Annotated in this window: 15 protein-coding genes and 2 pseudogenes; 12 read left to right on the forward strand and 5 right to left on the reverse strand. The window is 58.4% G+C overall.

Annotation, left to right across the window (positions count from 1 at the left end; all coding sequences use genetic code 11):
- Positions 1 to 242 precede the first annotated feature (242 nt).
- The 9 genes from cysD to GGD65_RS38210 all read left to right on the forward strand — a co-directional run bounded on the left by cysD (position 243) and on the right by GGD65_RS38210 (position 16,279).
- Positions 243 to 1,142 carry a sulfate adenylyltransferase subunit CysD gene (gene cysD / locus GGD65_RS38170; protein WP_183238556.1) on the forward strand — a complete coding sequence of 300 codons (900 nt, stop codon included), beginning with the start codon at positions 243 to 245 and terminating at the stop codon, positions 1,140 to 1,142.
- Complete coding sequence (cysN, locus tag GGD65_RS38175; protein ID WP_183238557.1) at positions 1,142 to 3,025, forward strand: sulfate adenylyltransferase subunit CysN; 1,884 nt, start codon at positions 1,142 to 1,144, stop codon at positions 3,023 to 3,025. Before cysD ends, cysN begins: the two co-directional genes overlap by 1 nt.
- 2,276 nt (positions 3,026 to 5,301) lie before the next feature.
- Positions 5,302 to 7,716 carry a 2-aminoethylphosphonate--pyruvate transaminase gene (locus GGD65_RS38180; protein ID WP_246783562.1) on the forward strand — a complete coding sequence of 805 codons (2,415 nt, stop codon included), beginning with the start codon at positions 5,302 to 5,304 and terminating at the stop codon, positions 7,714 to 7,716.
- A 31-nt stretch (positions 7,717 to 7,747) separates the two neighbouring features.
- Positions 7,748 to 8,806: a dhydrorhizobitoxine desaturase gene (gene rtxC / locus GGD65_RS38185; RefSeq protein ID WP_183238559.1), complete on the forward strand. Its 1,059-nt coding sequence runs from the start codon at positions 7,748 to 7,750 to the stop codon at positions 8,804 to 8,806.
- Positions 8,807 to 8,835: 29 nt separating this feature from the next.
- Positions 8,836 to 9,621 carry a gamma-glutamyl-gamma-aminobutyrate hydrolase family protein gene (locus GGD65_RS38190; protein WP_312017774.1) on the forward strand — a complete coding sequence of 262 codons (786 nt, stop codon included), beginning with the start codon at positions 8,836 to 8,838 and terminating at the stop codon, positions 9,619 to 9,621.
- A 162-nt stretch (positions 9,622 to 9,783) separates the two neighbouring features.
- Positions 9,784 to 10,653, forward strand: coding sequence for an EamA family transporter (locus GGD65_RS38195; RefSeq protein WP_312017775.1), 870 nt, complete (start codon positions 9,784 to 9,786; stop codon positions 10,651 to 10,653).
- A complete protein-coding gene (locus GGD65_RS38200) occupies positions 10,650 to 11,936 on the forward strand; it encodes an ATP-grasp domain-containing protein (RefSeq protein WP_183238561.1) in 1,287 nt (428 codons plus the stop codon). Before GGD65_RS38195 ends, GGD65_RS38200 begins: the two co-directional genes overlap by 4 nt.
- A complete protein-coding gene (locus tag GGD65_RS38205; protein ID WP_183238562.1) occupies positions 11,936 to 13,273 on the forward strand; it encodes a glutamine synthetase in 1,338 nt (445 codons plus the stop codon). The genes GGD65_RS38200 and GGD65_RS38205 overlap by 1 nt, the downstream gene beginning before the upstream one ends.
- A gap of 756 nt (positions 13,274 to 14,029) precedes the next feature.
- Positions 14,030 to 16,279, forward strand: coding sequence for a hypothetical protein (locus GGD65_RS38210; RefSeq protein ID WP_183238563.1), 2,250 nt, complete (start codon positions 14,030 to 14,032; stop codon positions 16,277 to 16,279).
- Positions 16,280 to 16,399: 120 nt separating this feature from the next.
- Here GGD65_RS38210 and GGD65_RS38215 read toward each other — a convergent pair.
- Positions 16,400 to 17,431: pseudogene (locus tag GGD65_RS38215) on the reverse strand (IS5 family transposase); the annotation flags it as partial.
- 326 nt (positions 17,432 to 17,757) lie between these two features.
- On the opposite strand from GGD65_RS38215, the gene GGD65_RS38220 reads away from it, so the two are divergent.
- The 3 genes and pseudogenes from GGD65_RS38220 to GGD65_RS38230 all read left to right on the forward strand — a co-directional run bounded on the left by GGD65_RS38220 (position 17,758) and on the right by GGD65_RS38230 (position 22,571).
- Positions 17,758 to 19,293 (forward strand): S10 family serine carboxypeptidase-like protein, encoded by a 1,536-nt coding sequence (locus GGD65_RS38220; protein WP_183238564.1) that lies wholly within the window; start codon positions 17,758 to 17,760, stop codon positions 19,291 to 19,293.
- Positions 19,294 to 20,156: 863 nt separating this feature from the next.
- A pseudogene (locus GGD65_RS38225) lies at positions 20,157 to 20,916 on the forward strand (IS5 family transposase).
- 1,028 nt (positions 20,917 to 21,944) lie between these two features.
- Entirely contained in the window at positions 21,945 to 22,571 is a 627-nt protein-coding gene (locus tag GGD65_RS38230; RefSeq protein WP_246783563.1) for a hypothetical protein, read from the forward strand.
- 89 nt (positions 22,572 to 22,660) lie between these two features.
- Here the strand turns inward: GGD65_RS38230 and GGD65_RS38235 are convergent, their stop codons facing one another.
- The 4 genes from GGD65_RS38235 to GGD65_RS38250 all read right to left on the reverse strand — a co-directional run bounded on the left by GGD65_RS38235 (position 22,661) and on the right by GGD65_RS38250 (position 25,891).
- Positions 22,661 to 23,257 (reverse strand): aminodeoxychorismate/anthranilate synthase component II, encoded by a 597-nt coding sequence (locus GGD65_RS38235; RefSeq protein WP_179733771.1) that lies wholly within the window; start codon positions 23,255 to 23,257, stop codon positions 22,661 to 22,663.
- The gene (gene pabB, locus GGD65_RS38240; RefSeq protein ID WP_183238565.1) at positions 23,254 to 24,648 is read right to left on the reverse strand and encodes an aminodeoxychorismate synthase component I; all 1,395 of its coding nucleotides are present in this window, start codon (positions 24,646 to 24,648) and stop codon (positions 23,254 to 23,256) included. The genes GGD65_RS38235 and pabB overlap by 4 nt, the downstream gene beginning before the upstream one ends.
- A gap of 154 nt (positions 24,649 to 24,802) precedes the next feature.
- The gene (locus GGD65_RS38245; RefSeq protein WP_183238566.1) at positions 24,803 to 25,120 is read right to left on the reverse strand and encodes a Dabb family protein; all 318 of its coding nucleotides are present in this window, start codon (positions 25,118 to 25,120) and stop codon (positions 24,803 to 24,805) included.
- 135 nt (positions 25,121 to 25,255) lie between these two features.
- Positions 25,256 to 25,891, reverse strand: coding sequence for a GntR family transcriptional regulator (locus GGD65_RS38250; RefSeq protein ID WP_179733776.1), 636 nt, complete (start codon positions 25,889 to 25,891; stop codon positions 25,256 to 25,258).
- Between the last annotated feature and the right edge of the window lie 98 nt (positions 25,892 to 25,989).

Here is a 25,989-nt window from a genome sequence, read left to right on the forward strand (position 1 = left end):
GCTGGTTGATTTAGATCCTTAACCCGCACGAGTTGATCTCCCGATCGGGTGTGACGCCGGCGCCGGTCGCAACAGCGGCGGAATGCGATATGTTGCCGCGACTGCAAGTCTGCTGTCCAATGGGGCTTGACCTCATGGACGAGCCTGCCGCTTGGCCGGCCGTTTCCGCCGCGGATATTCCCAACTCTGAGCTGGAGCCGTAGAACGGCGAAGAACAGAGATCCTGCATCGAAAAGAAATATATGCTGCCGAAACATCTGCGCCGTCTCGAAGCTGAATCGATTGAAATCATGCGTGATGTGGTCGCCGAGTTCAAAAGGCCGGTCATGCTATACTCGATCGGAAAAGACTCAAGCGTGATGCTGCACATTGCGATCAAGGCGTTCCATCCGGCAAAATTGCCTTTCCCCCTGCTCCACGTCGACACGACCTGGAAGTTCCGCGAGATGATCAGCTTTCGAGACGCGACAGCCAAGCGGCTCGGGCTCGACCTGATCGTCCATATCAACAAGGAGGGCATCGCGCGCGGGATCAATCCGATCGATTCCGGCTCCACGCTCCATACCCAGGTGATGAAGACAGACGCGCTGAAGCAGGCGCTCGACCTCCACGGATTTGATGCCGCCTTTGGTGGAGCCCGGCGCGATGAGGAAAAGAGTCGCGCAAAAGAGCGGATACTCTCCTTCCGTTCGGCCGGACACGTATGGGACCCCCGTAACCAGCGGCCGGAGCTTTGGAGCCTGTTCAACACACGGATCCGCCAAGGCGAAACCATGCGCGTGTTTGCGATGTCAAACTGGACCGAGCTCGATGTGTGGGAATACATCATGCTCGAGAAGATTCCGGTCGTTCCGCTCTACTTCGCAAAACAGAGACCGACAGTGCGTCGAAATGGTGCGACGATCATGATCGACGACAAGCGATTGCCGCTTAACTGCGACGAGACGCCGGAAACGCGGATGATCCGCTTTCGCACGCTTGGATGTTATCCTTTGAGCGGGGCTATTGAATCCGATGCGATGGCGATCGAAGACATCGTCGCGGAAATGCGGACTGCGACTCTGTCGGAGCGCCAGGGACGCCTAATTGATACCGATGAAGCCGCTTCAATGGAGAAGAAGAAGCGGGAAGGCTATTTTTGATGTTTGTAAAGCCGACAACGGAAGCGGTCCCTCCCAGGACAAAGGATCAGCTGCGATTCATCACGTGTGGCTCGGTGGACGACGGCAAATCGACGCTGATCGGCCGATTACTGCACGACACCAAGATGATCTACCACGATCAGCTCACGGTGCTGGAACGCGACAGCATCAAGCACGGTAGCACCGGAAATGACATCGATTTCGCGTTGCTCGTGGACGGCCTCGAAGCCGAACGGGAGCAGGGCATCACGATCGACGTCGCCTACCGCTTCTTCACGACGCCGCGGCGCTCCTTCATGGTGGCCGACACTCCCGGCCACGAGCAGTATACCCGCAATATGGCTACCGGCGCCTCGCATGCCCAGCTCGCCATCATCCTGATCGATGCCCGCAAAGGCGTGATGGTTCAGACCCGCCGCCACTCCTTTATCTGTTCGCTGCTCGGCATTCGTCATGTCGTGCTGGCAGTGAACAAGATCGATCTTGTCTCATACAACAAAGAGTGCTTCGATCGGATCGCCCGTGACTATCTGGCCTTTGCCGCCGGTCTCGGCTTCACCTCGGTCGTTACGATCCCGATCTCGGCCCGCTACGGCGACAACGTCGTGGACCGCTCCGCTCATGCCAACTGGTATCATGGTCCCTGTCTGCTCGAGCATTTGGAGAGCATTGACATCCCGTCCGGCACCGCAGGCCAGGCTTTCCGCTTTCCCGTCCAATGGGTGAACCGCCCAAACCCGGATTTTCGGGGCTATGCCGGGACGGTGGCTTCCGGGAGGATCTCGGCAGGAGACGAGATCATTGTCGCCGCGTCGGGACGGACCACGCGCATCAAGCGGATCGTGACCCACGATGGCGACCTTGTCGGCGCCGAAGCCGGGGATGCGGTTACCATTACACTGGAAGATGAAATCGATATCGGCCGTGGCGACATTCTGTCGCGACCGGACGACCGACCGAAGGTCGCCGACCGGTTCGCCGCTTATGTGGTCTGGATGGACCAGGAGCCGCTCGCTCCCGGACGCAATTACGTCCTGCGGATTGGATCACAGACAATTACCGGCAGCATTACCGCAATTAGGCATCGGATCGACGTCAACACCTGTGAGCATCTGGCCGCCGGGATGCTTTCCCTCAACGAGATCGCCTTCTGCGATGTTGCGACCGCAATGCCCGCAGTATTCGATCCTTACGAGCTCAATCGAAAGACCGGATCATTTATCTTCATCGATCGTTACACGAATCGTACGGTCGGGGCCGGCATGATCGCCTTTCCGTTACGGCGGGACACCACTATTGCTAGGCAAGCGCTATCCGTGGACAGGAGGGAGCGCGCCGCGCTCAAGAATCAGAAGCCTTGCGTCATCTGGTTCACTGGCCTGTCTGGCGCGGGAAAGACGACGATTGCCAACCTGGTTGATCAAAAGCTGTGTGGCATGTCGCGGCATACCATGCTGCTGGATGGCGACAACCTCCGGCACGGACTAAACGCGGACCTCGGCTTCTCGGAGACGGACCGCGTGGAGAACATTCGGCGCGTCGGTGAAGTTGCCAAGCTGATGGCGGACAGCGGCTTGATCGTCATCTGCTCGTTGATCTCGCCATCTAGGGTCGAGCGGGACAGGGTGCGCGGCCTGGTTGGCAAGGAAGAGTTCATAGAAGTCTTTGTCGATACGCCGATCGAGGAATGCGCTCGGCGAGACCCAAAAGGCCTGTATTCAAAAGTGAAATCCGGCAAGATCAAGAACTTTACCGGGATCGACTCGTGCTACGAAGCACCAACAACACCGGAGCTTCATCTCAGGACCATGGAGCAGACCCTAGAGCATTCAGCGGAAGCGGTTGTCGATGTCTTGAGGGCGCGCTCAATCATTGATGGTTAGATGTCCCTCGCATCGCACCATCGATTCGCAGCAATATCCTGCCGGCCCGGCCAAGGCGATTCGGCTCAGGCGGGCCTGCGATCGGACTTTTCGCTCTAACGGAACAAAATTGTCGTATCCACTCCTCGACTGCCCGCTTCCGGTTACGTGCCCGAAGTGGATGGTCAATTCAAGAACGAGTACGCGAGCAGAGACGGAGATGGGCGGGAGCGGAGGAGCTCAAGAAGGCGCGGTTCCATGCTCCAGATCAGAATCTACGACGCGATGACAAAGGCCAGAGAGGAAGTCCGACTCCCAGTAGGTTGAGTTTCGCTTAGCGCTTCTTGCTACGCGTGCGGCCAGCGACACGCCGAGCTCCCATAAAGCCATGCCAGGCAGCGTCTCGGCCGGCTTCAATCTTTCGCGCAGCAGTATGAGGGTGGAGCCTCGGTTTTCCGAGCCTGGCCGCATCCAGCGAGCGGGCGCTTGCTTCAGTATATTGACCAATCCGAACTTAGCAGTCGGCCCCGACTCCCTCCCGTCGCGACTGTGCCAGCATTCGGGAAGCTTGATTCCTTTTGGCCCGCCGCTCGTCGACCGATCCGGCCCGCGTACGTCCCGCGCGTTCGGATCGCGAGACAAAGCAGCCGCGAACACTAGCCAATCCTGCGCTGCGCTACGGGCTTCCGCCATGCTTCGGGTTCTGCTCCGTTCCGCCTGCCCCCCGCTGATCGCCATGAAGCCGGCGATGGGCGCGGCCGAAAAGGCAAGCGAGTTCATCCATGGCAAGCGACAAGGGCGTGCCTTGATGATCCGCTCTGGTCAACCGTCAAGCTATTCGACCGCGCGGGAGACCGCGTCTAATGCGAGCTCGCCATCAACGAGCAGGCGCTGCAGAGGCACGCGAGCAGAAGGGTCGGAGGTGCGATCCGTCCAACCACAGCGCCTCACGGCCGAGGTACTGGCGCTCATTGAGTGCCGCGGCGCAATGGAACTCCGGCTCACCCTGGGCCTCACGCGTTGGACCAACCGTCGACTACAGCACGCTCACAAAGCCGATGATTGATCCGTAAGACGTTCTCGCCGCGAAGAACCGAGAGATGCTACTAGCCTAGCGATTGCTCGCAGAGAGAACACATGCCACTCATCTGGAGTCGGCTCGATGTAGTCCTACCAGAGCAGGATGACATGTTCTGCTTCACGGCGACTCCCCGAAAGGTGTCGAACTGATCGTCGCTAAAGGGCCAGCGATCCAAGGTCGCCCAATTGTCTTCAAGCCGGGCTCGGCCACAGCCTGCCAGGGCCGCTCCATTCAAGTGCAACGACGTGATACCGGCAGTCATCTGCGACGAGGGCGTACACTTTCCAGGCACCACCATCCAGGGGGATCTCGCCGACACGGCGGAGAGCACGTACACCAGCTGGGGGTATGGCGAGGATCGTACGTGAACGGGCAGATTGGGCCATCACTTACCTGCAGGTATCGCGCTTGCAGGCGGAATGCCGACGATCCTGATGTCGAACTCTCAAACTATTCTGCCTCGCTGTGAATCTCCGCACTTTGCTGCACCCGTCGGCTTGTCGCCGCCAGATGGGAGTGCGTCAGGAAAAATTCACGCGAGAAAATCCCGCGAGAGGGTTGAAACGCCCCTAACGTCAAGTTGTACGATCTCGAAATGGACAACGACAGTCATCGGCGTCCCAAACCATCCAACGAGCGACGGAATGCGAATGCATCAAGTCTCAAGCCCCGGCGACGATCATCAAGTGTGCCTTGGCTTGATTTGCATCCGGGCGCGATGACGTCCGACTGCATCGTTTTCCTAACGTGAAGTTTGCCTGAATAGAAGGTTCACCGCGTAAGTCGGTCGCCTGACCTGCTGCTTCGCGACGCAAGAAGCCGACGGCGCTCAAGTCTGCGCCTGTGTGATAGTTGGGATAAGAGCGCGCGTCGGCGCGACTTGCGTTCGAAGGCGCGCTCCCAAAGCCAATTTCTAGGAGGTGTGAATGGCATCGGTGATGAGCTTTATGAGGGATCGCTCCGTATCTGCGATGAGATATGGAGGGTGCCATCCGGCAGGTGTTTCGGGCGCCGACCTGAAACGCGCCCGCGATTTATGGCGCTTGCCCCGAAGCTGTTGACCCGAGGAAGTCGACGCTCGCCACAGGGGCTCCCTGGTGGCTCGGCGTTCTCCAGATCCATTCACAACTACAACTCGAGGAGGAATGATTTGACAAGACAGCGCTCTTTGCTGACGCCTGGTCCATTGTCGTTATCGCTGGCAGTCAGGAGCCAGATGCAGCTTGATCTCGCATCGCGCGATTGCGAGTTCAAGGAAGTGACCGCCTGCATGAGGCGGCTGATGCTCAGCTTGCTGGGAAATGCTGAAGACTATTCGGTGGTGCCTATTCAGGGAGGCGGCTCTTTTGCAATGGAAGCCGCTCTCTCTTCATTTGTGTCCCGAGCCGACAGGCCGCTCGTTTGCATAAACGGCATCTATGGCGAGCGCATTCTACGAATTTTGCGGCTGTGGGGCGTCGAAGCACTGAAGCTTGTCAAGCGAGCGACCGATCCTTTGGATCCTCAAGAAATTGGCGAGCATCTGAGCCGAAATCCTGGCGTTACGCACCTATGTTTCGTGCATTGTGAGACGACAACCGGAATCGTCAATCCGCTGGACGCGATCGTGGAGGAGGCGAGGCGACGTGGCGTAAAGACCATCGTCGATGGGATGAGTTCTTTTGGCGCCCTTAATATCGATCTGAGCCAGCGTGGAGCTGACGTCCTGGTCACCTCGAGCAACAAGTGCATAGAAGGGCCGCCGGGAGTAGCGTTTGTCATCGCGTCTCGCGAGCTGCTGGAGAATGCGGTTCAAGAACCGAGGTCGTTTGTGCTCGACGTGAGAGATCAATGGCTCTCACTCGAGCGCACCGGTGAGTGGCGATCGACCCCTCCCACCCACATCGTTCAGGCAACGACAAAGGCCCTGGAGATTCTGCACGAGGAGGGCATTGATGTCAGGCGCTGCAGGTATGAGAAGGTCAGGGACGATCTCGTCAAAGAACTCGAAGGACTGGTGTCTCCGCTGCTGTCCACGGAGTTGCAATCGCCGGTCTGCGTCGCGTTCAGTGCGCCATCCGGAATGGTGGACCAGGCAGGATTCGATGGGCTGTATCGCCACTTGGCGGCCCATAACCTTTACGTCTACTCGAAGCTGCATCTTCCGACGCGGAGTTTCCGCGTCGGTTGCATTGGGGAAATCCAAACCAGCTGGATCGAGCAGTTGGGCTGCGCTTTTCGTACATATTTCCGGTCCGGTCAGGCTCGGTCAGCGGTGCCGATGTCGGTCCAAGAGACATGCGGGGCTCGCGTAACGATGCCGGCAGCGCGAGCGGCTGGGGACCCGCAGCGGCCGTTTTCGGCCGAGACTGCTGTTCTGCATGCGGGCTATCGACGTGACGTAGCGACAAAAGCCGTCGCAGTGCCGATTTACCAGAATACAGCTTATGAACTCGATGGCGATCTAAACCACATTGCCGACGTCTACAACGTTAAGGCCGATGGGTTCACCTACACAAGGATCATCAATCCAACGACGCGCGCGCTGGAAAGGCGCTACGCCGCCGTGGATATGGGACGCGACTCGCTCGCCGTTGCGTCAGGTCAAGCAGCGACGTTCCTTGCTATCGTCAACCTGTCAAGTGGCGAAGTGGGGGACAATGTCGTCGCCTCTCCGTATCTATATGGCAATACCTGGAACCTGCTCCACAACACATTAAAGCGTCTTGGGATCAGCGTGAGGACGGCCGATCCTCGAAGGCCTGAGACGTTCGAACGTGCCATTGATGATCGCACGATATGCCTGTTCGGAGAGGTGATTTCGAATCCTTGCCTGATTCCGCTCCCCGTCAAACAGCTGGCCGACATCGGCCGAAAGTACGGCGTGCCTTTGGTCGTGGACAATACGACGACGCCACTGGTATGCCGGCCGTCAGATCTCGGCGCTGCTGTTACGACGTACTCCGCAACGAAATATATATGCGGCCACGGCACGACGCTCGGTGGACTGATCGTTGACAACGGCGAGTTTAGCTATCGGGGAGCCTCTCGCTTTCCCTTGTTCAACCGTCCCGACGATGCGCATGGCGGAATTGTTTGGCATAACGCGGTGCGCGATGTCGACGATCTTGGAAAGAGCGAATTTCTTCTCAAGGCTCGCATGACCTGGTTGCGCGATACCGGCGCGGCTATCGCCCCGTTTGCGAGCTTTCAGCTGATCCAAGGGCTTGAAACGCTGCCACTTCGCATGAAGCAGCACTGCGCGAATGCCAGGATCGTGGCCGACGTTCTCAAGGAGCATCCTAAAGTGCGCCGTGTCTTCTACCCGGGGCTCTTTGAAGGCGCCGATCGCGAAACCGTCGAACAGACACTCAATTCTGCATACGGACACGGCGCGATGGTCATGTTCGAAGTGGAGGACGAACATGCCGGGCGCAAGTTCATCCAGAACGTCGACTTGATGTATCACGTTTCGAATGTAGGCGATGCCCGCACGCTCGTGACCCATCCTGTCTCGACGACCCACACCACGGTCCCGCGGGAAAAGCGCGAAGCCGCCGGTATATTTGGCGGCTCGATCCGGCTTTGCGTCGGCATCGAAGATGTCAACGACATCCTGCGCGATCTGGACAAGGCGCTTTCCGCAATCTGACAACCTGCAAGGCGATCAGGAGGAGGTTCTCATGAATCAGGCAGACGCTTGGAAATTGAGGTCATCACGCTATGAGGCCGTTCAATTCAGCCGAGAAATCAATAGGCAGCTCTCCGAGCTGAGACCCGACAACATAACGGGAGCCGCCTATATTGCAAAAGATTACGCTGTCATCACAGCGTGCACGCTCGCGACTGTGTCCGTCTCATGGTGGCTCTACCCGCTGGCCGTCCTTCTAATTGGTGCCTATCAGCGCGGATTGACAACCATCGCTCATGATGCGGCTCACCGCACGCTCGCGAAGAACACGACCTGGAACTATGTCTTGGGCATTCTGTTCGCTTCCTATCCCCTGTTCCAGCGCCACTGGGCATACCGGATCTCGCACGTCTATTTGCATCATCCCTATCTCGGAGACCCGGACAAGGATCCCGACCTGAAGTTCTTCCTGGCTAGCGGCGTCTACGACGTGCTGCCTCCGGAGCGGTACGCTTTCAACATGATCTGGAAGCCGATCTTCGGCGGCGCGACAGTAGCGTATCTAAAGTATCTTTGGACCAATCGATTTTCGATCACAGAGGCCGAGGATCAGAGTCGCTCAGGCATACTTGTCGACAAGTATGGCTTCTATCTCTTCTGGATCAGCATCCTGGCCGGGTCATATACTGTTGGGCTGCTCCATATCGTCGTCCTGTTTTGGATCGTGCCCTATCTCACCACGTTCCAGGTCCTCGGCTGGTTTATCGAGCTAGCCGAGCACTCACCTATGTGCGAAACCGAGACGCAGAACGTCTATCTCACCAGGAATCGGAAAGGAAATTTCCTCGAGCGGGCCATCCTCGGACAGAATCTGGATGAGTACCACCTTGAGCATCACCTTTCGCCGGGTATCCCGTTTTGGCTGTTGCGCAGAGCTCAGAAAATCCGAATGCAGGATCCGAATTACGCGAAGGTCGCGGCGACCTGGGGCGGGCTCTTTGTCAAGGGACCTCAAGGTCAACGTAGCGTCATAGCTCAGTTAAAAGAGCGAAATCGACGCTTGTATGAGCAGTCCGTTGCCGAGGTTCGCACCCGAGGGCAGGTTACGTGACGTTGCTACGGCCAGAGAGCACCCGAGCCGTGGTCGGCGTCACTTCGAACCGTCTTCTTGTCGATGGTGTGCATCGCGACTGGTTGCGGCGCAAGTACTTACAGGCACTCCATCGTTATGCGGGAGTGGCTTGCGTCATATTGTCGACGGTCGACGCCGAAGATGCGAGGGAGGAGGTAGCCCCCGCGATCATGCGCCGGCTCGACGGCTTGGTGTTGACAGGTGATGAATCGAACATCGACCCCGCCGTCCTGAGAGCGCCTGCGTCCTTGACGGAGGCTGATCGGCAGGACGTTCAGGTCGGGATCCTTGACCGTCCGCGGGACAGGCTCTCTGCCCTAACCATAGAGAGCGCCATCGCGCTCGGAATGCCTATTCTGGGCGTCTGCCGTGGGCTTCAGGAACTCAACGTCTATTTCGGCGGCTCGCTCCACTCATCGCTTGCGGAGTGGAGGCCGCAAAGTGGCGCGATGCATGCCGAGAAGCCAGATCGTCCAAGAGACCGTCAGTACGACGCCGCGCACAACGTCAGGATATGTTCCGATGGCGCGCTCTTTCCAATCGCAAGGACGATCGAAGCGCAAGTCAACTCGCTGCACAATCAAGGCATCGAGGCGCTTGCCCCGGCGCTGAGGCGGGAGGCGTGGGCGCCTGACGGCTTGGTCGAGGCGGCTTCGGTCATTGGCGCCCCGACCCTGCAAATCGGTGTGCAATGGCACCCCGAATGGCACGTCTCAACCGATCTCCTCAGCAAGCAACTGTTCAAGGCATTTGGAGAGGCGTGTGTTGGGTACTACCGAACTAAGAAGAACTAGAGGTGGGTTGTGACATTTCAAACCAAACGTGGTCCGTGCACGGCGAAAGGACAGTCACTCGGAGCCGATGCACGCGTCCGGTCCTGCGAGGGCCGTGTGCCCCCTCGAGGGCACAGGAAGACTGGGCGATCGACGAATCGCTTCACTCTGGGAGTTTTCTTTGTGGCGCTTTACGTCGTCGTGAGCGCGGCAGGCGAGGTTTATGCGGCATCGTATTTTCAGCAAGCGGATGTGTTCGTCGCGCTCCTGCTGTCCTTCGCTGTTGTTTGTCTGATGTTCAATCTCCTGGCTGGCCACGAGCGAGGCGAGGCAACGGTGGCGAAATGGTCGCTCCTGGTCTTCGTCGCGCTCAATGTCGTGACAGCAATCAGCTGGATCGGCCTATTTATCGGACTGAAATATGCTGAACCTGCGATCGTCGTCGCCTTCATGGTGGCGCTGGGGCCCACCGCAACAGTGTGGTTAAACGCACTGATCAGGCGCCAGAGTGCCCCTCCAACATCCGATATTGTCGTGAGCGTTACGATCGCCACGATCGGGAGTTACATGATTTGGATCTCGGCCAGCGGCCACGCAGGCGTGGAGTGGGGGGCTCGATCGTCCTTTGGCATCGTCTTGGCCATCGTGGCCGGCCTATCGCTGGCCCTTACAAATATACTTGTCAAACTGCTGTTCGACCGTGGGTTTTCTGGCCGACAAGTCCTGGCGCATCGCTTTTATGGAACGATTCTCTTGCTGCTAGGACTGGTCGACCATTCATCTTTCGTGCCTGAGATCTCGCAGCATTGGTTTGCGATCGCGACAATTGGGCTGTCGACGATCCTTGTTCCTTTGCTCTTGATCCAGCAGGGCATTCGCCGCGTAGAGCCCTTCACAGTCAACATGGTCCTGTCCACCGCCCCTATCATCACCTTCCTGTTCCAGTACTTCGATTCTCGCATCGTGCCTTCGTCACATACGTTCATTGGAAATGTTCTCATTACCGCTGTTGCTCTCGGCAACATCTACTTGCAGTATCGGAGATCCGCATGAAAGAACGGAATTGTGTAATCGTAGACGCATACTCTACCGGCAGATTCCTACCGGAAGAGTTCAAGCGCTATGGAATTGGAACGGTGCATGTGATGTCGGCTGCACAGATTCCGCCCATATTCCAATCGCATTTCAATGCCGACCTGTATGGTGAAGTCATTCGCCCCAGCGAGCGCATGGGGTATGACGACATCGTTGAATATCATCTCAAGGCTCTCCATGGCCGGGAATTGCAGTTCGTTATCGCGGGCTGCGAGACCGGAGTTGAACTCGCCGATTCTTTGTCGGAGCGGCTGGGTTTACCATCAAATGGGACCGCGCTATCCGCTGCTCGGCGTGACAAAGCGCGATTGTCTTGTGCGCTGACCTTTGCAGGCGTGCGATCGATCAGACAAGTCGTGTCCGACAGTCCTGTAGAGATCGCGAGCTGGAAGCGCGAAGCGAAGTTCGATCAGATCGTGATCAAGCCTCTGAACAGTACGGGTACCGAGGATGTGTTCTTTTGCTCGACAGATGCTGATATTCAGCGGGCTCTAAGCGCAATTGTCGGGAAGACAAACCGTGTCGGAGCGTTGAATCGTTTTGCCCTTGGGCAAGAAAAAATAAACGGCCAGCAATACACCGTAAATGCCGTCTCGATCGACGGGGAAGCCTTCGTTACGGAGGCCTGGACCTATGACACGGTTCCTATTGAGAGGGCGTCATCGGTCTGCTCACTTGAGAGATTGTTGGAGGGCAGCGAACCAATCGTTCAGGAACTGTCCGACTACTTGGTGCGTGCGTTGCAGGCACTACAGATCGTCGACGGACCGGCTCATGCTGAGATCATCGTCGATGATCGGGGACCGGTCCTGGTGGACCTCGGAGCGAGGCTTCAAGGGACCATGTCGGCAAAAGCACGAACGATGGCGTTGGGGCACAACCATATGTCCCTGACGGCCTGGCGCTACGCAGATCCCAAGGGTTTTGGTGAATATATGAGGCTGCGCGGGCCCTACAAGCGGCAGGCTCACGCACTTTGTGTCTCGCTGATCTCAGATATGGGCGGTGTCGTTGCCGGTTACCCGGGACTCGAAGCAATCCGCAAGCTCCCGAGCTTTGCGGATGCCATTGCATTCGTTCCGATTGGTGAAGAGCTAGTTCCCACGATCGACTTGGCGTCAACACCAGGCATCGTTTATCTCGTGAATAGCGACTTGACTCAGCTTGAGAATGACTATCGCAAGTTGCGAGCAATGCGGATGGACCAGGTGTTCGATTTAGTGATGCAGGATCGCGACTAATGCCAACTGATCCCAGGTTGACCGGAGCGAATCCAGCCCGCGCGGCGATGGTCGGCGTAAGCGACTTCGATGGCGTTCTGCGAGGCAAACACGTCTTGGGTGAAGATCTCTCGGATGGAGATAAAGTTATCAAGTTCTCTGAAGCGGTGCTGGCGTGGGATTGTACGGACCGGGTCATTCCGGCCAGTTTCACGCAAAAGCCGCTATCAGCGTTCGGAGATGCTGACCTGCGTATTCTGTCAGGCACCGGCCGTTCGGTGTCTCATCTTGGCGATCAATATCTCTACCTCGCGGAGTTCACGGGCGCACATGAGAACATCTGCCCGCGCGGTATTCTGCGTAAGGTCCTGCGAAGGGCTGCTGAACACGGACACGACTGCACTGCCGGATTCGAGTTTGAATTCATGCTGTTTAAGGAGAACGCAGACACGATTGAAGAAAAGCCGTTCGGCGAATGGGCTCCTCTAACTCGCGGCCCGTTCGGCTACTCGATTGCGCGCTCTGTCGCGCAACATGAACTGTTCGATGAGATCCTGGCGCTTTGTGAGAAGGCTAGAATACCTCTCAGCGGACTGCACTTTGAAACCGGACCTGGCGTGGTCGAAGCTTCACTTCGTCATTGTGATGCGCTGGAAGCTGCCGATCGAGCAACCATATTCAAGTCGATGATAAAGGCCTGGGCGCAAAGGCGAGGCATGATGGCTACATTTATGGCCAAGGTTTCCGAGGAATGGCCCGGCCAGTCCGGGCATATTCACATCTCGATGTCCTCGGATAGTCAGAATGCGTTTTACGACAGTGATGCGTTCGGCAACGTCTCGAAGCTTATGAGGCAATTCATCGCCGGACAACTAGAATACATGAATGAGTTCTGTGTGCTCGCTGCGCCGAACTTCAACAGCTACAAGAGATTGGTACCTGGCTGCTGGGCACCAATCTGTCCAAGCTGGGGAGTTGACAACCGCTCCTGCGCGGTTCGCGCCATTCCGGGAGAGCCATCTGCCCATCGCCTGGAGTATAGGCTGCCTGGCGCAGACCTGAACCCATATCTCGCGCTCGCATGTGCTATTGGTTCGGGAATATTGGGTGTTGAGACAGGTCCGGCACTACCGGCTTCGATCGTCGGTGATGCAAGCGCGGAAATGTGTCGTCCGTCCGCCAGGCTGCCTCAAAGCCTGTCAGAGGCAACTTCTCGGTTTGCAGAGTCTGCAGCGGCAAGTGATGTCTTCGGAGAAAGGTTTGTTGAAGCGTTTTCTTGCTCGCGCCGTTGGGAGTGGGAAGCCGTTCAACATCGGGTCACCGACTTTGAACGTCGGAGATACTTCGAGATCATTTAGCTTGAGCTCTTCGACAGTTCTGAACTTCATCCCTCTGGCGGGTGCCGGCCGCATTGCGGCTGCCTGTTCCGCTGATGTTGGACTTCATAAAGGGCAAATGTGCGTCACTCGTTAAGCGAGGACCTCGGGATCGCTGAGATCTGCTGTTATCTGCTCTGGGGCAGCAACCGCGATTGCTCCGTTGGGGTGCTAGGTTATATCTAACGTCCGGTCCTTCTCGTGAGCTTTACATCGGCAAGCAGATGGTGGAGCTCAAGCATGCGCCCCGTTGGCAGTTATCCCTCGCAAGCGGTCGAGCAGGTGCCGTGGTGCGCGCGCTTGCCTGGGTTGGTCCCAAAGCGGCAAGACAAGCGCCGCGGTCCGTCAGCCTGGCGGCCCTTTTGATGATTGACGCTTAACATCTATTTGAGCCGCGTGCCGCGACGCCGCGGCTTCCAAATTTTGGACAATGCGTTGACGGCGGTGGGATCGAACTGTGCAAGCCCCAAAGGCGCATATTTTCATGTTCCAGATGAGTAGGGTCGCCGCTGGCATCGACGTGCGGCGAGGCAACGGAATGCGGACAGGCGCTACAATCGACTATCCCGCACCTTATGGGTCATCCCCTATTGCTGCCTTAGCACCACAACAGCTTCCATGAAATTGGAACTCGGACGGCGGGGTGGTGCATTCGGAGAGCATCCTTCGTCAGCCAACCGTCAGCCAGGTGGCCTATCCAGGGACGCTGCGCATTGTTGACCGTATGGGAGATGGAACATGACGGGCATTGGCCGACCTGGCGAACCGCACGTTTGGGCTGCGGGAGCCGACACCGCGTCGGTATCGAGCAGTGCGCATTCGGAACCAAAGTGTGTCCCTGCGGAAGGCGACCGAGTTTTCAACTCCGTCGTGCAGCGGATGCGCTCTGAAGATAGCATGGCGACGCTCGCGAGCCTGCCCTCAGGTTCGGGTGTGGCAGTCCCCATTTCTTCAAGCGGTGAGGGGATCAACGCAGCGAAACAAAATATGGACGGCCTGCTTGAGGAACTTGATGCTTGCCACAGTGCTGCCATGGGCGCTCAGAGCTCGTCTGAGGCGCAAGAGCTGATCGATCAGGTTGTCAAAGCTGGCGCAGCAGTTCTGGACTATTACGCGAGCCTGTCTCCAGATGTGGCGCGCAGCATTCTGTCCGAAGAGCAGGCTTGCCGAATTCGTGACCGGACTCTGGATGCGGGGAACGAATGCAACGCGCTGGCCGCACCGACCATCTACGCCTTGGAGAAGAGTAGGGAGAATGCGGGAAAGATACTCGAGCGGATGCGCCAATCCAATGCTCCGCCCGACCAGCTGATTCGAGCGGCTTCCGGTGTGGCGAAACACTATCTGGCCTGCACGGAGTGGTGGGAAAAGAAGGCATTGCGCTCTGAACGGATGCAGTCCGTCTGCGCAGCCACTGCCAGCTTGCCAAGTGCAACGGCCGAAATGCGACAGGCCGAACAGGCGACACTACGGCTGCATACCGGCTGGGCGCTGAATACGAGGTGCGTGCATCTGCAATCGCAAGTCCTTCTCGCGCGGGTCATGATTGAGTCGCACGCGAGCACGCTCGACCCGGCCGTCAGGCAAATCCTCTTGGGTGAGAACGGTCGGGCACGTCTACTCGGAACCTTCATGGGCGATGTTGTTCCGGCATTCCTCTCAACGGGCGACGCTGTTCTGAACAGCAAAGGACAAGCCCTCGACGCAGAGCACTGCGCCGTTCTGGAAGGGGTCATGGAGCGGCTATCGGAATTTGCGTCGGCGCTGCCCAACATGGTTGCCGAGCTAAGGAATAAGGGAGCAAGTCCCGAGCTTCCGTTGGATCTGTTGGATCAGATCGTGGAAGGATCGTGGGTCACGGCCCATGAGGTCATGCGCCTGCTAGCAGTGCAGCCGAAGACACCAGCCATCATTGCACCGCCAACGGAGGCTGGCCTTGCGTTACCGGCCGACGCTGCCGGCAACGACCCGGCGGCCGAAGGCAGTCCAGCGCGAAGGAAAGGGAAGGGCAAGCGCAGGCAGGCCGGAGGTGCGGGGAGTTCGGCAGCCGGGCAGCCCGAGCCGCAGCTCGCTAGGCCCGACGCCGTTACGACGCGAACCACCAAGGTTATTGTGCTCTCGGATCTGGGCACGAAGAAACTCGCGAGCCCGGAGGAGGCGCATACGAGGATGTCATCCTCCGCGAGGGAACACTTGGCGATATGGCAGGCTCCGCCATCGAAGGAGACACTGACGCGCCTGCTCGCGCGATTGGACGAACTCTTGCAATTCGATCTGCGCAGTGAGCAAAGAGCCATTTCGCAAGCGCGCCACATGAAGCCCGAAGATGCTAACCACGTCGTGGACACCGTGGTCGAGCGGCTGCAGAGCCAATCTGCGGAGATTGAGGCCTGTGTAGCCGCGCTGGACGAACCTCGCCGACGCGGCCTACTCACGCCTATGCAAGTGCCCGAAGTGCACGACAAAATAGTCCGCCTCAAGGCAATGTTGTCGGAGGTTCAGGGGCAGGCACATGCTTTGAATGCGCGAAAGGCTTCGATCGAGATCGATTGCATGAAGACCTATGCGTTTCCCTCGCAGAAGTACCTCGAACGGTTGCAGGCGGCCGAGGAGTTGGCTCCCTTGGAGTCACCGCGCGCGTTGAAGGGTGAGCCAGGAACGCTGTTCGAGATCAAGCTGCAGCCTACGCCACTGCGCAATGGTACGGTGAATCCGATGTGGGTGCACATCCATACGAAGCGGCCGGTCTATGCGTGGCAGTTAACGACATTGGATGACGCCGAGTTCGCCGCTTGCCACGTGAAATCCAACGAACAGCGCGGCTATAATCGCCTCTGGCAGAACGCTCGAGCTGCAACGGGTCACGAAGACGTCGTGATCCATCGCGGCAAGCTTACGCCTGCGTTCTGCAAGTCCTTGTTAGGTTCCGCTTTTAGCGGCTATCCAGGGTATCCTTTTGCCGGAACGGAGCGCGGGGCACGCAGGTGACTCGAGACTAGTTAAGCGACTCGATAGAATGCCGCTTGTGGTACGGCATCGGTCGTCTTCGCATCCGGAGCCCAAGGTGCGGTTCATTCGGCCAAGGATCCACAGGCTCCAACTCCTGAGTTAAGAAGCCGGATTGAGCTGTGTTGGAGAGGCGAGCGTTCGCCGTTAGCAACTCCAGGAAGAGGCCCAAGAGTTCTCTGAGCCAGGCGAGGATGCGGCGGAAGTTGTGGCCGACGGCTGAGAGGACGACGTTGGCGGCGTCGCCGGCGCGGCCCTTGAGGTAGCAGCGGCCGAGGTCGCCTTCGGCCTTCATGTGCCCGATGATGGGCTTGATGGCAGAGCGACGGCGCAGCTCGCGCTTGATGACACCGAAGACGCCCCGCTTCTGGCCGGAGATGAAGACGCGACGGGGATTTTGCGCATGTGGCCGCGGTACCCCTTGTCGACATAGGCCCGCTCGATCGGACAGCCGGTGAGCGTCTCGGTGCGCTCGATACGCGCGCGCGCACGTCCCGCAGGGGGTGCCCATCGTACGGATTGTCGGGCATTGCGCTCGCGTGCAGCACGAACAGGCCGCCGGGAGCGCGGCGATTGTTGGTGACGACGGAGGCCTTCACGCCGAACTCGTAAGGCGCGGCGGCCTTGGCTTTGCCGATGCACTCCACCACCGGAGCATGGAAGGAATAAAGCTTCCACCCGCGTTGGCGCTGCTGCTGCGAACGAATCTGCGCGGCCTGGCCGAGCGAAAGGGCGAAGGCCTCCTCCAGTGCCGGCTGGCCCTCGATGTCGCGGCGAATGTCGCGAATGATCCGGCCGAGCCTGCTACGCAGGATGCGCAACTGTCGCTAATGCCGCCTAACTGTTTGGCGTGAGCGTAGCGGGAAGCCATCATCGCGGCGGCCTTGGCCACGCGAGCGTAGGATTGCCGGAGCCTGACCCGTGCCTTCTCGCCAGGCGATTGAGGCCCTTGATGGCCGCATGCAGCAGCTCGGCATCGGTCGGAAAGGTGATGGCCTTCGGCTGCACCGTGGTATCGACCGTGACGCGCTTGAGGTCCTGGCTGCGTAACGTGCCGGCCTCGTGCGCCACCCGCAGGCTCTCGGCCAGCAGCAGCTCCAGCTTATCGCCGAGCCGCTTGCGCCAATGGCTCAGCCAATACTCACTCTGACGATGGCGGCAAGGTAAACGACGGCCAGGAGATTTCTCGTAAGCTTGTCGTAGCCGGTTGTAACGCGCTGAAACTTCCTTGAGCCGGCAGAAGCACGCATCGATAACACCGCATGCTCGTCGGCGAGTTGGGGGTCCACCCGGTTAGATTTGTATGCACGGAGGGAATTCCCCCTTTGTGCGCGCACGCGGTGATGATGACGACTACTGGCTCTAGTAGGTTTGTTGTACCCCCAAATGGGTTAGCGATCAGAATTGCTTTGACAGATAGGTTCCGCGCACAGGGTGCGCGCCGGGACAGGAGAAACTCGATGCATTTGACCGCGCTGCGCCACACCTCTCTTGCGCTGATCCTGTTTGCCTGCGGGGGAATGGAGAGCGCTCTAGCCGCCGATTCGGCGCCTGTTCAGGTCACTACGCCGCCCGGCCAGAAGGCTGGCGCTGGGCAAACGCCGAGTATGCGATCGCCAGCCGAGCAGCATCGCCTGCCGCCGGACTCCAGCACCGCGCAAACGCTTGAGCTCCCCGGGCGGAGGCTTTCTTTCGTCGCGACCGCCGGCTCCATCCGCCTATTCGACGACAAGGGCGAGCCCCAGGCCGACATCGCCTATACTGCCTATCAGCTTGACGGAGCCGACCGCGGCTCGCGCCCCGTAACATTCTTCTTCAATGGCGGACCGGGCTCATCATCGGCCTGGCTTCACCTCGGTAATGCCGGACCGTGGCGGTTGCCGATCAATGCGGACGAGGTCACGCCATCGACCTTTCCGGAGGCGCGGCCAAACGCGGAAACTTGGCTCGATTTCACCGATCTCGTGTTTCTTGACCCCGTAGGCACCGGCTATAGCCGCTTCGTCGGAACCGGCGATGATGCGCGCAAGCAGCTCTATTCCGTTGACGGCGACGTCAACGCGCTCGCGCTGGTGGTCCGCCGCTGGCTCGAAATGCATGACCGGCTGTTGTCGCCGAAATACATCGTGGGTGAAAGCTATGGCGGGATTCGCGGGCCAAAGGTTGTCCAGCAGTTGCAGATGCAGCAGGGCATAGGCATCAAGGGACTGATTATGGTCTCGCCACTGTTCGACTACAGTCAGTTTACCAGCACGAGCCTGCTGCGATACGTCGCAACCCTGCCAAGCTATGTCGCGACCCTGCGCGAAGCCGAGGGTCCGGTAAAGCGATCTGATCTTGCCGACGTGGAAGCCTATGCACGCGGCGAGTTTCTGGTCGATCTCATGAAAGGCCAGGCGGACAATGAAGCGACCACGCGCCTGGCCGACAAGGCCGCAGCGCTGACCGGCATCGACCAGAAGGTCAGTCGTAGGCTGGCGGGCCGCTTCGGCCTCCCGGAGTTCCGCCGTGAACTCGAGCGTAAAAACGGTAAGTTAATTGGCAATTATGACGCCTCGGTGCGTGGCCTCAATCCGTATCCGGACTCCAATTTCCCACTTTCCGCTGATCCCTCCAGCGATACGCTATTGGCGCCTCTGACCAGCGCCACTGTCGATCTGCTTACGCGCAAGCTTAATTGGCGGCCGGACGGGTCTTACGAGCTGCGCAACGGCGCGGTTGGGCGGGCTTGGGATTTCGGTCGCGGCTCTCCAGAGTCCCTTTCACAGCTGCGCCAGATTCTGGCAACGGACCGGAAGATGAAATTGCTCGTCGCACACGGCCTGTTTGACCTCGTCACCCCCTATTTCGCATCGCAGATCGTGCTGGATCAGTTGCCGCCGTTTGCCTCGGCGCCGCGCCTCAAGCTTGTAGTCTATCCGGGCGGCCATATGTTCTATTCACGAGATACCTCGCGCCAAGCTTTTCGTGCAGAGGTCGAAGCGATGATGAAGTAACGCCGACGATTTGATCACAAGCAAGTTCGCGTGAGGCGAATGACTCGCCGAAAGACTTGTATCTCACCTAAAGTCAGGAGCAATGCTCCTGGACGGCCGAGGTTATGATGCGGACCGGAAGAAGGCGCATCGGCCAACATTCCGCCGCGCTGCAATCGCTGAGATCCAATCAATCTTCGCCCGCATCTCTATTTGAACCGGAATTCCGTCGAGCGCTTCCTCAACAACGTCGAGCATACCGGCGCGTGGCACGCGAAGACAAACTCACCGCCAACTACCCGGCCCTCATCCAACTTGCATCGCATCAATCAGGCTGTGGGTGCATGTTGATGAGTGCCCGTGCCAAAGCTGGAACGATCTTTGCTACCATCTCGCGGCTGGCTCAAGCATGCAAGAAGAACCGGCGCGCTGAGAGTACATCGGGTCTGGCACGAGCAATGTTCTACGGCTATGAATCAAAATATGTCGCTTGCAAGAGCAAACTCATCTTGCTCCTGGCCTCGACCATCGTTTCGCTCTCTGCAGCGGCACCTGCATCCGCTGCGACTTTTGCGCTGCCATCCGCCGCCTCTGAGACATCCGCGGCAGCGACCCCAATTCTGCTAGCCCGCGACGTCGCAGAGCCTCTGCCTGGAGCGCTCGAACGCCACAAAGCGAGGACGGCACTAATACCTCCAATGAAAGTGGACAATTGTCGATGCGACGACCCCCTAGGGACCCTCGAGCCGGCGACATTGCACGTCGTAGAATTCTTAGCAGCCTTTTTCGGAATATGCGGGTTGGTGCTTTACCAGTTAGGGTCTGTACCTCATTAGCGAACTCTGATTCCCTCGCAGCGAGTTGATTCCACGCGGGGGACTTCGATGCGCAAAGGACTGTTCTGGCTCAACGACAAGCAATGGGCTCTGATAGAGCCGCATCTGCCAACGAACCAGACCGGACCGGTGCGCGACGACGATCGACGCGGCATCAGCGGTATCATTCACATGCTTCAGTGGGGCGCACGCTGGCGCATTGCCCGCCCGACTATGGTCCGTACACGACGATCTACAATCGTTTCAATCGCTGGGCCAAGCGCGGACATTGGCGGGCGATCTTTGAAGCGCTCGTCCGCTGCGGCAAAGACGGCGTGACTTTGTCCATCGACTCCACCACGATCAAAGCGCATCGCTCGGCGAGCGGCGGAAAAGGGGGGAGCATGAACAAGCGATCGGCCGCTCGCGCGGCGAGCGGACCACGAAAATCCACGCGCTGAGCGACCCTGACTGCAGACCTTGCGCATTTCATCTCACTCCAGGCCAGGACGCTGATATTGCCGCAGCGCCAGCCCTTTTGGAACTCGCGCCACCCATGTCTGCCCTCATTGGCGACAAAGGGTACGACGGCGACGGCTTTCGAGCCGAAATCGTCGATCGTGGTGCCAAGCCCGTCATTCCAAACAAATCCAACAGGGTCACTCTCCACGGCTTCAGCAAACGCGCCTACAAGGGGCGCAACGTCATCGAGCGCTGTTTCTGCCGCCTCAAGGATTTCAGGCGTGTCGCAACTCGCTACGACAAACTAGCCAGGAACTTCTTGGCTGCCGTCCATCTCGCGGCCATCGTTGCCTATCGGATCAATTGAGTCCGAGCCCTAGGAGAACGCGCATGCAACCAGGATTACTCGAAACGATATATCGCAATTATGAAACGGCTCACATCCCGTGCCCTGGAGAGGGGCGGCTCTTACGGGGCATCCCACCCACACAGCCTATTGGCCACCAACACTTCACAAAATTTGATACTCGCTCGTTCTCGCCGTTAGCCACCGAACAGCGGGACATTTGCGCTCAAAAAATGCATTTTCCCTCGCAGAGCGCAGGAATAGTGCAGCGAATTTGAGTAGTAATCGGGTGATCGGCTATTCACCGTGAAGGCAGCCGCCCCCTCGTGCTGCTTCCCCATGAAGGACGGTTCATGCGCAATCATGACATTGTGTCCGGCAGCCTATTGGCGCTGACAGCCGCTGGGCTTGCGCTGCTTTGCTCTAGCCTGCTCGCATTTGCTTTCATTTAGATCCCGCGGTCGACCTTTGGCGCGCTAGGATCCCTGCAAGACGTCACGCAAGACGGTACGCAGCCGGACAGAGTGCGCTGGTATGGTTTCCACGTATGGCGGCCCGGCGGTTGTAGATGACCTGCTTAAGCAGCCGTAGGGATCCGCTTCCTCGAAACGCTTCGCTTTTGCATGTCGTGCCCGCCTTTTTTGAACGGCGGATCTGATCTCCTGGCTGGGCTTCGTGCAGTGCCCACTAACAACGTAGGTCCCTCTCCATCGAACGATATAGTTAGTCTTATGATTGCGCTCGCATCACGCGCATTTTGCGTGGCTTGCGCAGCATTTCTGCGCCAGGTCAACTTCGGCGCGACAACTATCGACCCTCGAACAATCAGGCACAGGAGCGCTGGGGGCGTCACCCAGCAGGGCGTCACCCAGCAAATCCCCAACGCGCACAGCGTTTGAGTGAGGCGGCCCCCTCAAGAGCAAGCAGGTATGAGTGTGCTTCACGGGTAAACCCCTCTACCGGCCCTCATTATTTACCTCACCACCTGGGGCGCAATGCGCAGCTCGTACAAACCCTGATGCGATGAAGCCCCGGTTTTGGGGACAACATTGCTGAAAACGATGCAGCCGGGGTTGCGGCTCGCGCCAGCTCTTGACCATCTTCTGCTATCGCGGCAACGAGAACAACCAAGGCAGATCGAGATGATGAGAGCGGGGGCTGTGACGGATCAATCCCAAGAATCGGAGTTGCCGTTGGCCTTGCGGAGACCGTCGAAAGGCTTTCGGTGGATCTTTGCTCTTCTAGCCGTATTGCTCGCTTTTTGCGCCGGAGGAGCCTATTTCTGGACGAATATCGAAACGTTTGCGGAGGCGCCGCCGGCGCATGAAGTCGAGCCTCCCACGCTTGGCCTGTCATCTGAAGATAGGGCCGTCCTTTTGGGGATCCAATCAGGGCAGCAGAAGACAGCCGATGAAATTGCCGAGCTCAGTCGCAATGTCGATGCCCAGCAAGCCGAGCTAAAGCGGATCTCGGATCAGGTCGCAGCTCTGACCCAGAGAATCGAGGAGCTGCAGAATCCGGCGCCTGTTGCTTCTCCTGCTCCTGCTGCTTCTTCGCCACCCGTGCGCACCATATCCAAGCCGGCCAAGAGAGACGTCCGGCGCTCGAAACCGCAAGGTCCGGTTTCTATCGGAGGCGCGCCGCTGACTGCGGAGCCGAGCACGCAACAGCGCTGATTACCACAAGATGACCGGCATATGACGCTGCTCCTTCCAACCACGTCCGAAATCAACCGTCCACCATCTTGATGGACAGGCCGAGCCTCTCATTGCTGCGCCTGGTTTCGGACATCCTCTGTCAGTCGCAAGAAGTTCATAAGCAGGACGTGCCCCTGTGAGGTAAGGATCGACTCGGGATGGAACTGGACCCCATAGGTGGCGTAATAGCCGTGCGTGAGGGCCATGATCTCGCCTTCCTCCGAACGCGCTGTCACTATGAGGTTATGCGCACAGGACTGATCAAGCTCTGCGATAAGAGAATGGTAGCGCCCGACGCCAAGCGGGGTTGGCAGCCCCTTGAATAACCCTCGGCCGTCATGCTCAACGTATGAGCGCCGACCGTGCATGGGCCGATACGCACGCGCCACCCGTCCTCCGAAAACGCTCGCAATACACTGATGTCCAAGGCAGATGCCGAGAATTGGCACGCGCCCTGAAAGTTCGCGGACCACTGCTGTCGATATTCCTGCCTCAGTTGGGGTGCAGGGGCCGGGCGATATCACCACCGCGCGCGGCTTGAGACCAACGAGCTCGCTGATGCTGATAGCGTCGTTTCGGATCACTTCCGTTGCTTCACCGAGCTTGTGGAAATAGCGCGCAATGTTGAACACGAAGGAATCATAATTATCGATGATGACAATCAAAATGCACCAGCTGGTTCAGAACCAAATGCATCAAAGATTCGCTCTGCCTTGGCGAGCGTTTCCTCGTATTCGGCCTCGGGCTCCGACAGGGCCGTTATACCGCTGCCCGCATGAAACACAGCCAAGTCGCCGTCGATCGTGACAGTGCGGATCGCAATACTTGTGTCCATGTGCCCGTTGAAGCCGATGAAGCCGATCGCCCCACAATAGACCTCTCGCGCTATGCGCTCGATTTCTGTAATAATTTCCATCGACCGCGGCTTTGGCGCTCCCGTAATGGAGCCGCCGGGAAAGCAAGCACGGAGCAGGCTAACGGCGTCTTCGTCTTCGGCAAGTTTCCCCGTAACGATCGACACGAGATGGTGCACCGAGGCATAGGACTCGAGATTGCACAGGGCCGGAACCTCGACCGAATGCGCAGTGCAAACGCGTGACAGATCGTTACGCAAAAGGTCGACAATCATCGTGTTCTCGGCATGATCCTTTTCGGAAGCGAGGAGAACAGCCGCACGGCGGTGGTCTTCCTTGGAATCAGGCGAACGCGCGATCGTGCCCTTGATGGGTCGTGTCTCGACTTGGCGCCCCTCAAGCTTCAGGAATCGTTCCGGCGAACTTGATGCGATGGTCAGCTTTCCCCATCGCAGCAGGGCCGCAAAAGGCGCTGGATTCAATGATCGTAGCTGGCAATAGAAGGCGAGCGGATCAAATGAGGTCGACAGGCGGGTGCTGAAACGCTGCGCAATATTCGTCTGGAACACGTCACCCGCCAGGATCAAGTCGATCACGCGTTGTACCGCCGCAATGTAGCCCTCGCGGCTGAAGTTCGAGCGCCATTCGCCCGCCTTGCTGGGACAACCCTTCTGTGGCGCATTTGGACCGTCAAGCAATGCTGCAAACTCGTCGGCTTTACGACGCGCTCGTTCGCTCCGTCGCACGCGATCCTGCTCCGGCCACCCGGTCGAAACGATCCAGCATTTGTTATCCCGGTGGTCGAAGCTGATGACCACGTCATAGAAATGCAGGATGGATTGGGGCAAACCCAGACCGGCAATTGCCGGCGCAGACAATCGCTCCAATGTCCTGTTCATGCCGTAGGCAAGGTAGCCTGCCGCTCCTCCCTGGAACGGCGGGAGATCCGGACGATGCTCTTGCGGGTACTTTGCGAGTAGCGTGCGAAGGACCTTCCATGGATCGGCCTCGAGAGTCAGTCCGTTCCAACTGGCTTGGCCGTTTGCAACCCTATAGGTGCTGAACGGGTCGCACGTTAGATATGAGTAGCGCCCAAGCAGCTCGTGCCTTGCTGCGCTATCGAGAAACGTGAGATGCGATCGATGCCCAAGACGTCGCATCGCTGTGACAGGTTCAACCCACTGCAACTCGCGAACGTACATCGGGTCATCGGTCACCGGAGGCTGACGCCGCGAAAGTGCCGTTCCATCTGTTGCCCCACCCAATGAGAACGACGCTGGTCTGCGATGGACCGGAACTTGAGGCTCATTGCCAAGTTAAGCCGGCGGTGGACGTTTTGCTGCGGCAGCACCTGGATCATCCTGCCGTGAAGACGAAAGCGGTATCTATTGATACATTGTAGTCGGCAGCGAGCCGAAGCTCGCGGAGCGGTCGGACCCGTTTAATCGACTCCTGGTAGAGATCGTGCGCTTTGTACGCTGCGAGCTCCGCCTCGCTGTCGAACTCACCATAGACCACGATGTCGATATCGTTGCCGAGCTGATCGGTCTTGCGGTTGCGGGCAACCTCAAGCCGGCGCGCATGTGGTATCGTGGTGAGAAGCGAAAGACCTTCGATGATCTGGTCGATATGCGCCTCGTCCTTGGCGCTGAAGAAGACGATGTGGCGAATCATGGCCGTCCGTGCAGATGTCGCTAGCGGGTGGCATAATTATCTGGGAATAGAGCCCGTTGCAATGAGGCTGGTCGCTTGCTGCATGATCGTCGCTTGCGATCGCCCGCGATCCGCAATGAAGCTTGCCGGATTTCCTCAGGACGCCGGAAGGGCAAGGCGCTCAATGGTTTGAATGTGGCGCGTGAGCAGGTTACAGGCTTGATCGAGGTTGCGCGTTCGCAAGGCTTGCAGAATCAGGCGGTGATCTTGATTGGAGCGCGGTCGCCAGCCCACCGATCGCGCCATCGCGAACACCAATCGAGAATTGGCAAGCTGCAGTCCATCGAGGCTCGCGAGCAGACGCGGCATTCCGCACGGCGCGACCAAGGCTTGGTGAAAGGCGCGGTTGGCCATCTCAAACTCCTCGATCGTCTTTGCATTGTCTCCTTCGATCACGGTGAGCTCGATCCGAGCCAAATGAGCTGACGTGAGCCTTGGCCCCGAATGGCGCAATGCCACCACTTCGAGCGCGGCGCGCATTTCGGCGATCTCCTTCACTGAACGGGTATCGAGCGGGGCAACCCGAACACCGCGGCGCGGCACAGCGACAACAAGATGTTGTGCCTGCAGCTGCCGAAAGGCCTCGCGCACCGGGACGTGGCTGGAATTGAATTCTCTTGCAAGGTGATCCTGACGGAGTGGCGCGCCTGGCTCTAAGGCGCCGCTGATAATGCGCTCAGCGATTGAGTCCGCGATGCGCGCGACCGTCGTCATGTTGTCAGCAGTGATCATAGATTATCTACCGCAATAACCGGTGCATTTGCGAGGCAGCTCGATTAGCATCTCTTCGAGAGCAATGACTATAGATAATTCACGCGATTATCTACAAT

The organism is Bradyrhizobium sp. CIR18, assembly GCF_014198295.1.
Lineage (GTDB): Bacteria > Pseudomonadota > Alphaproteobacteria > Rhizobiales > Xanthobacteraceae > Bradyrhizobium.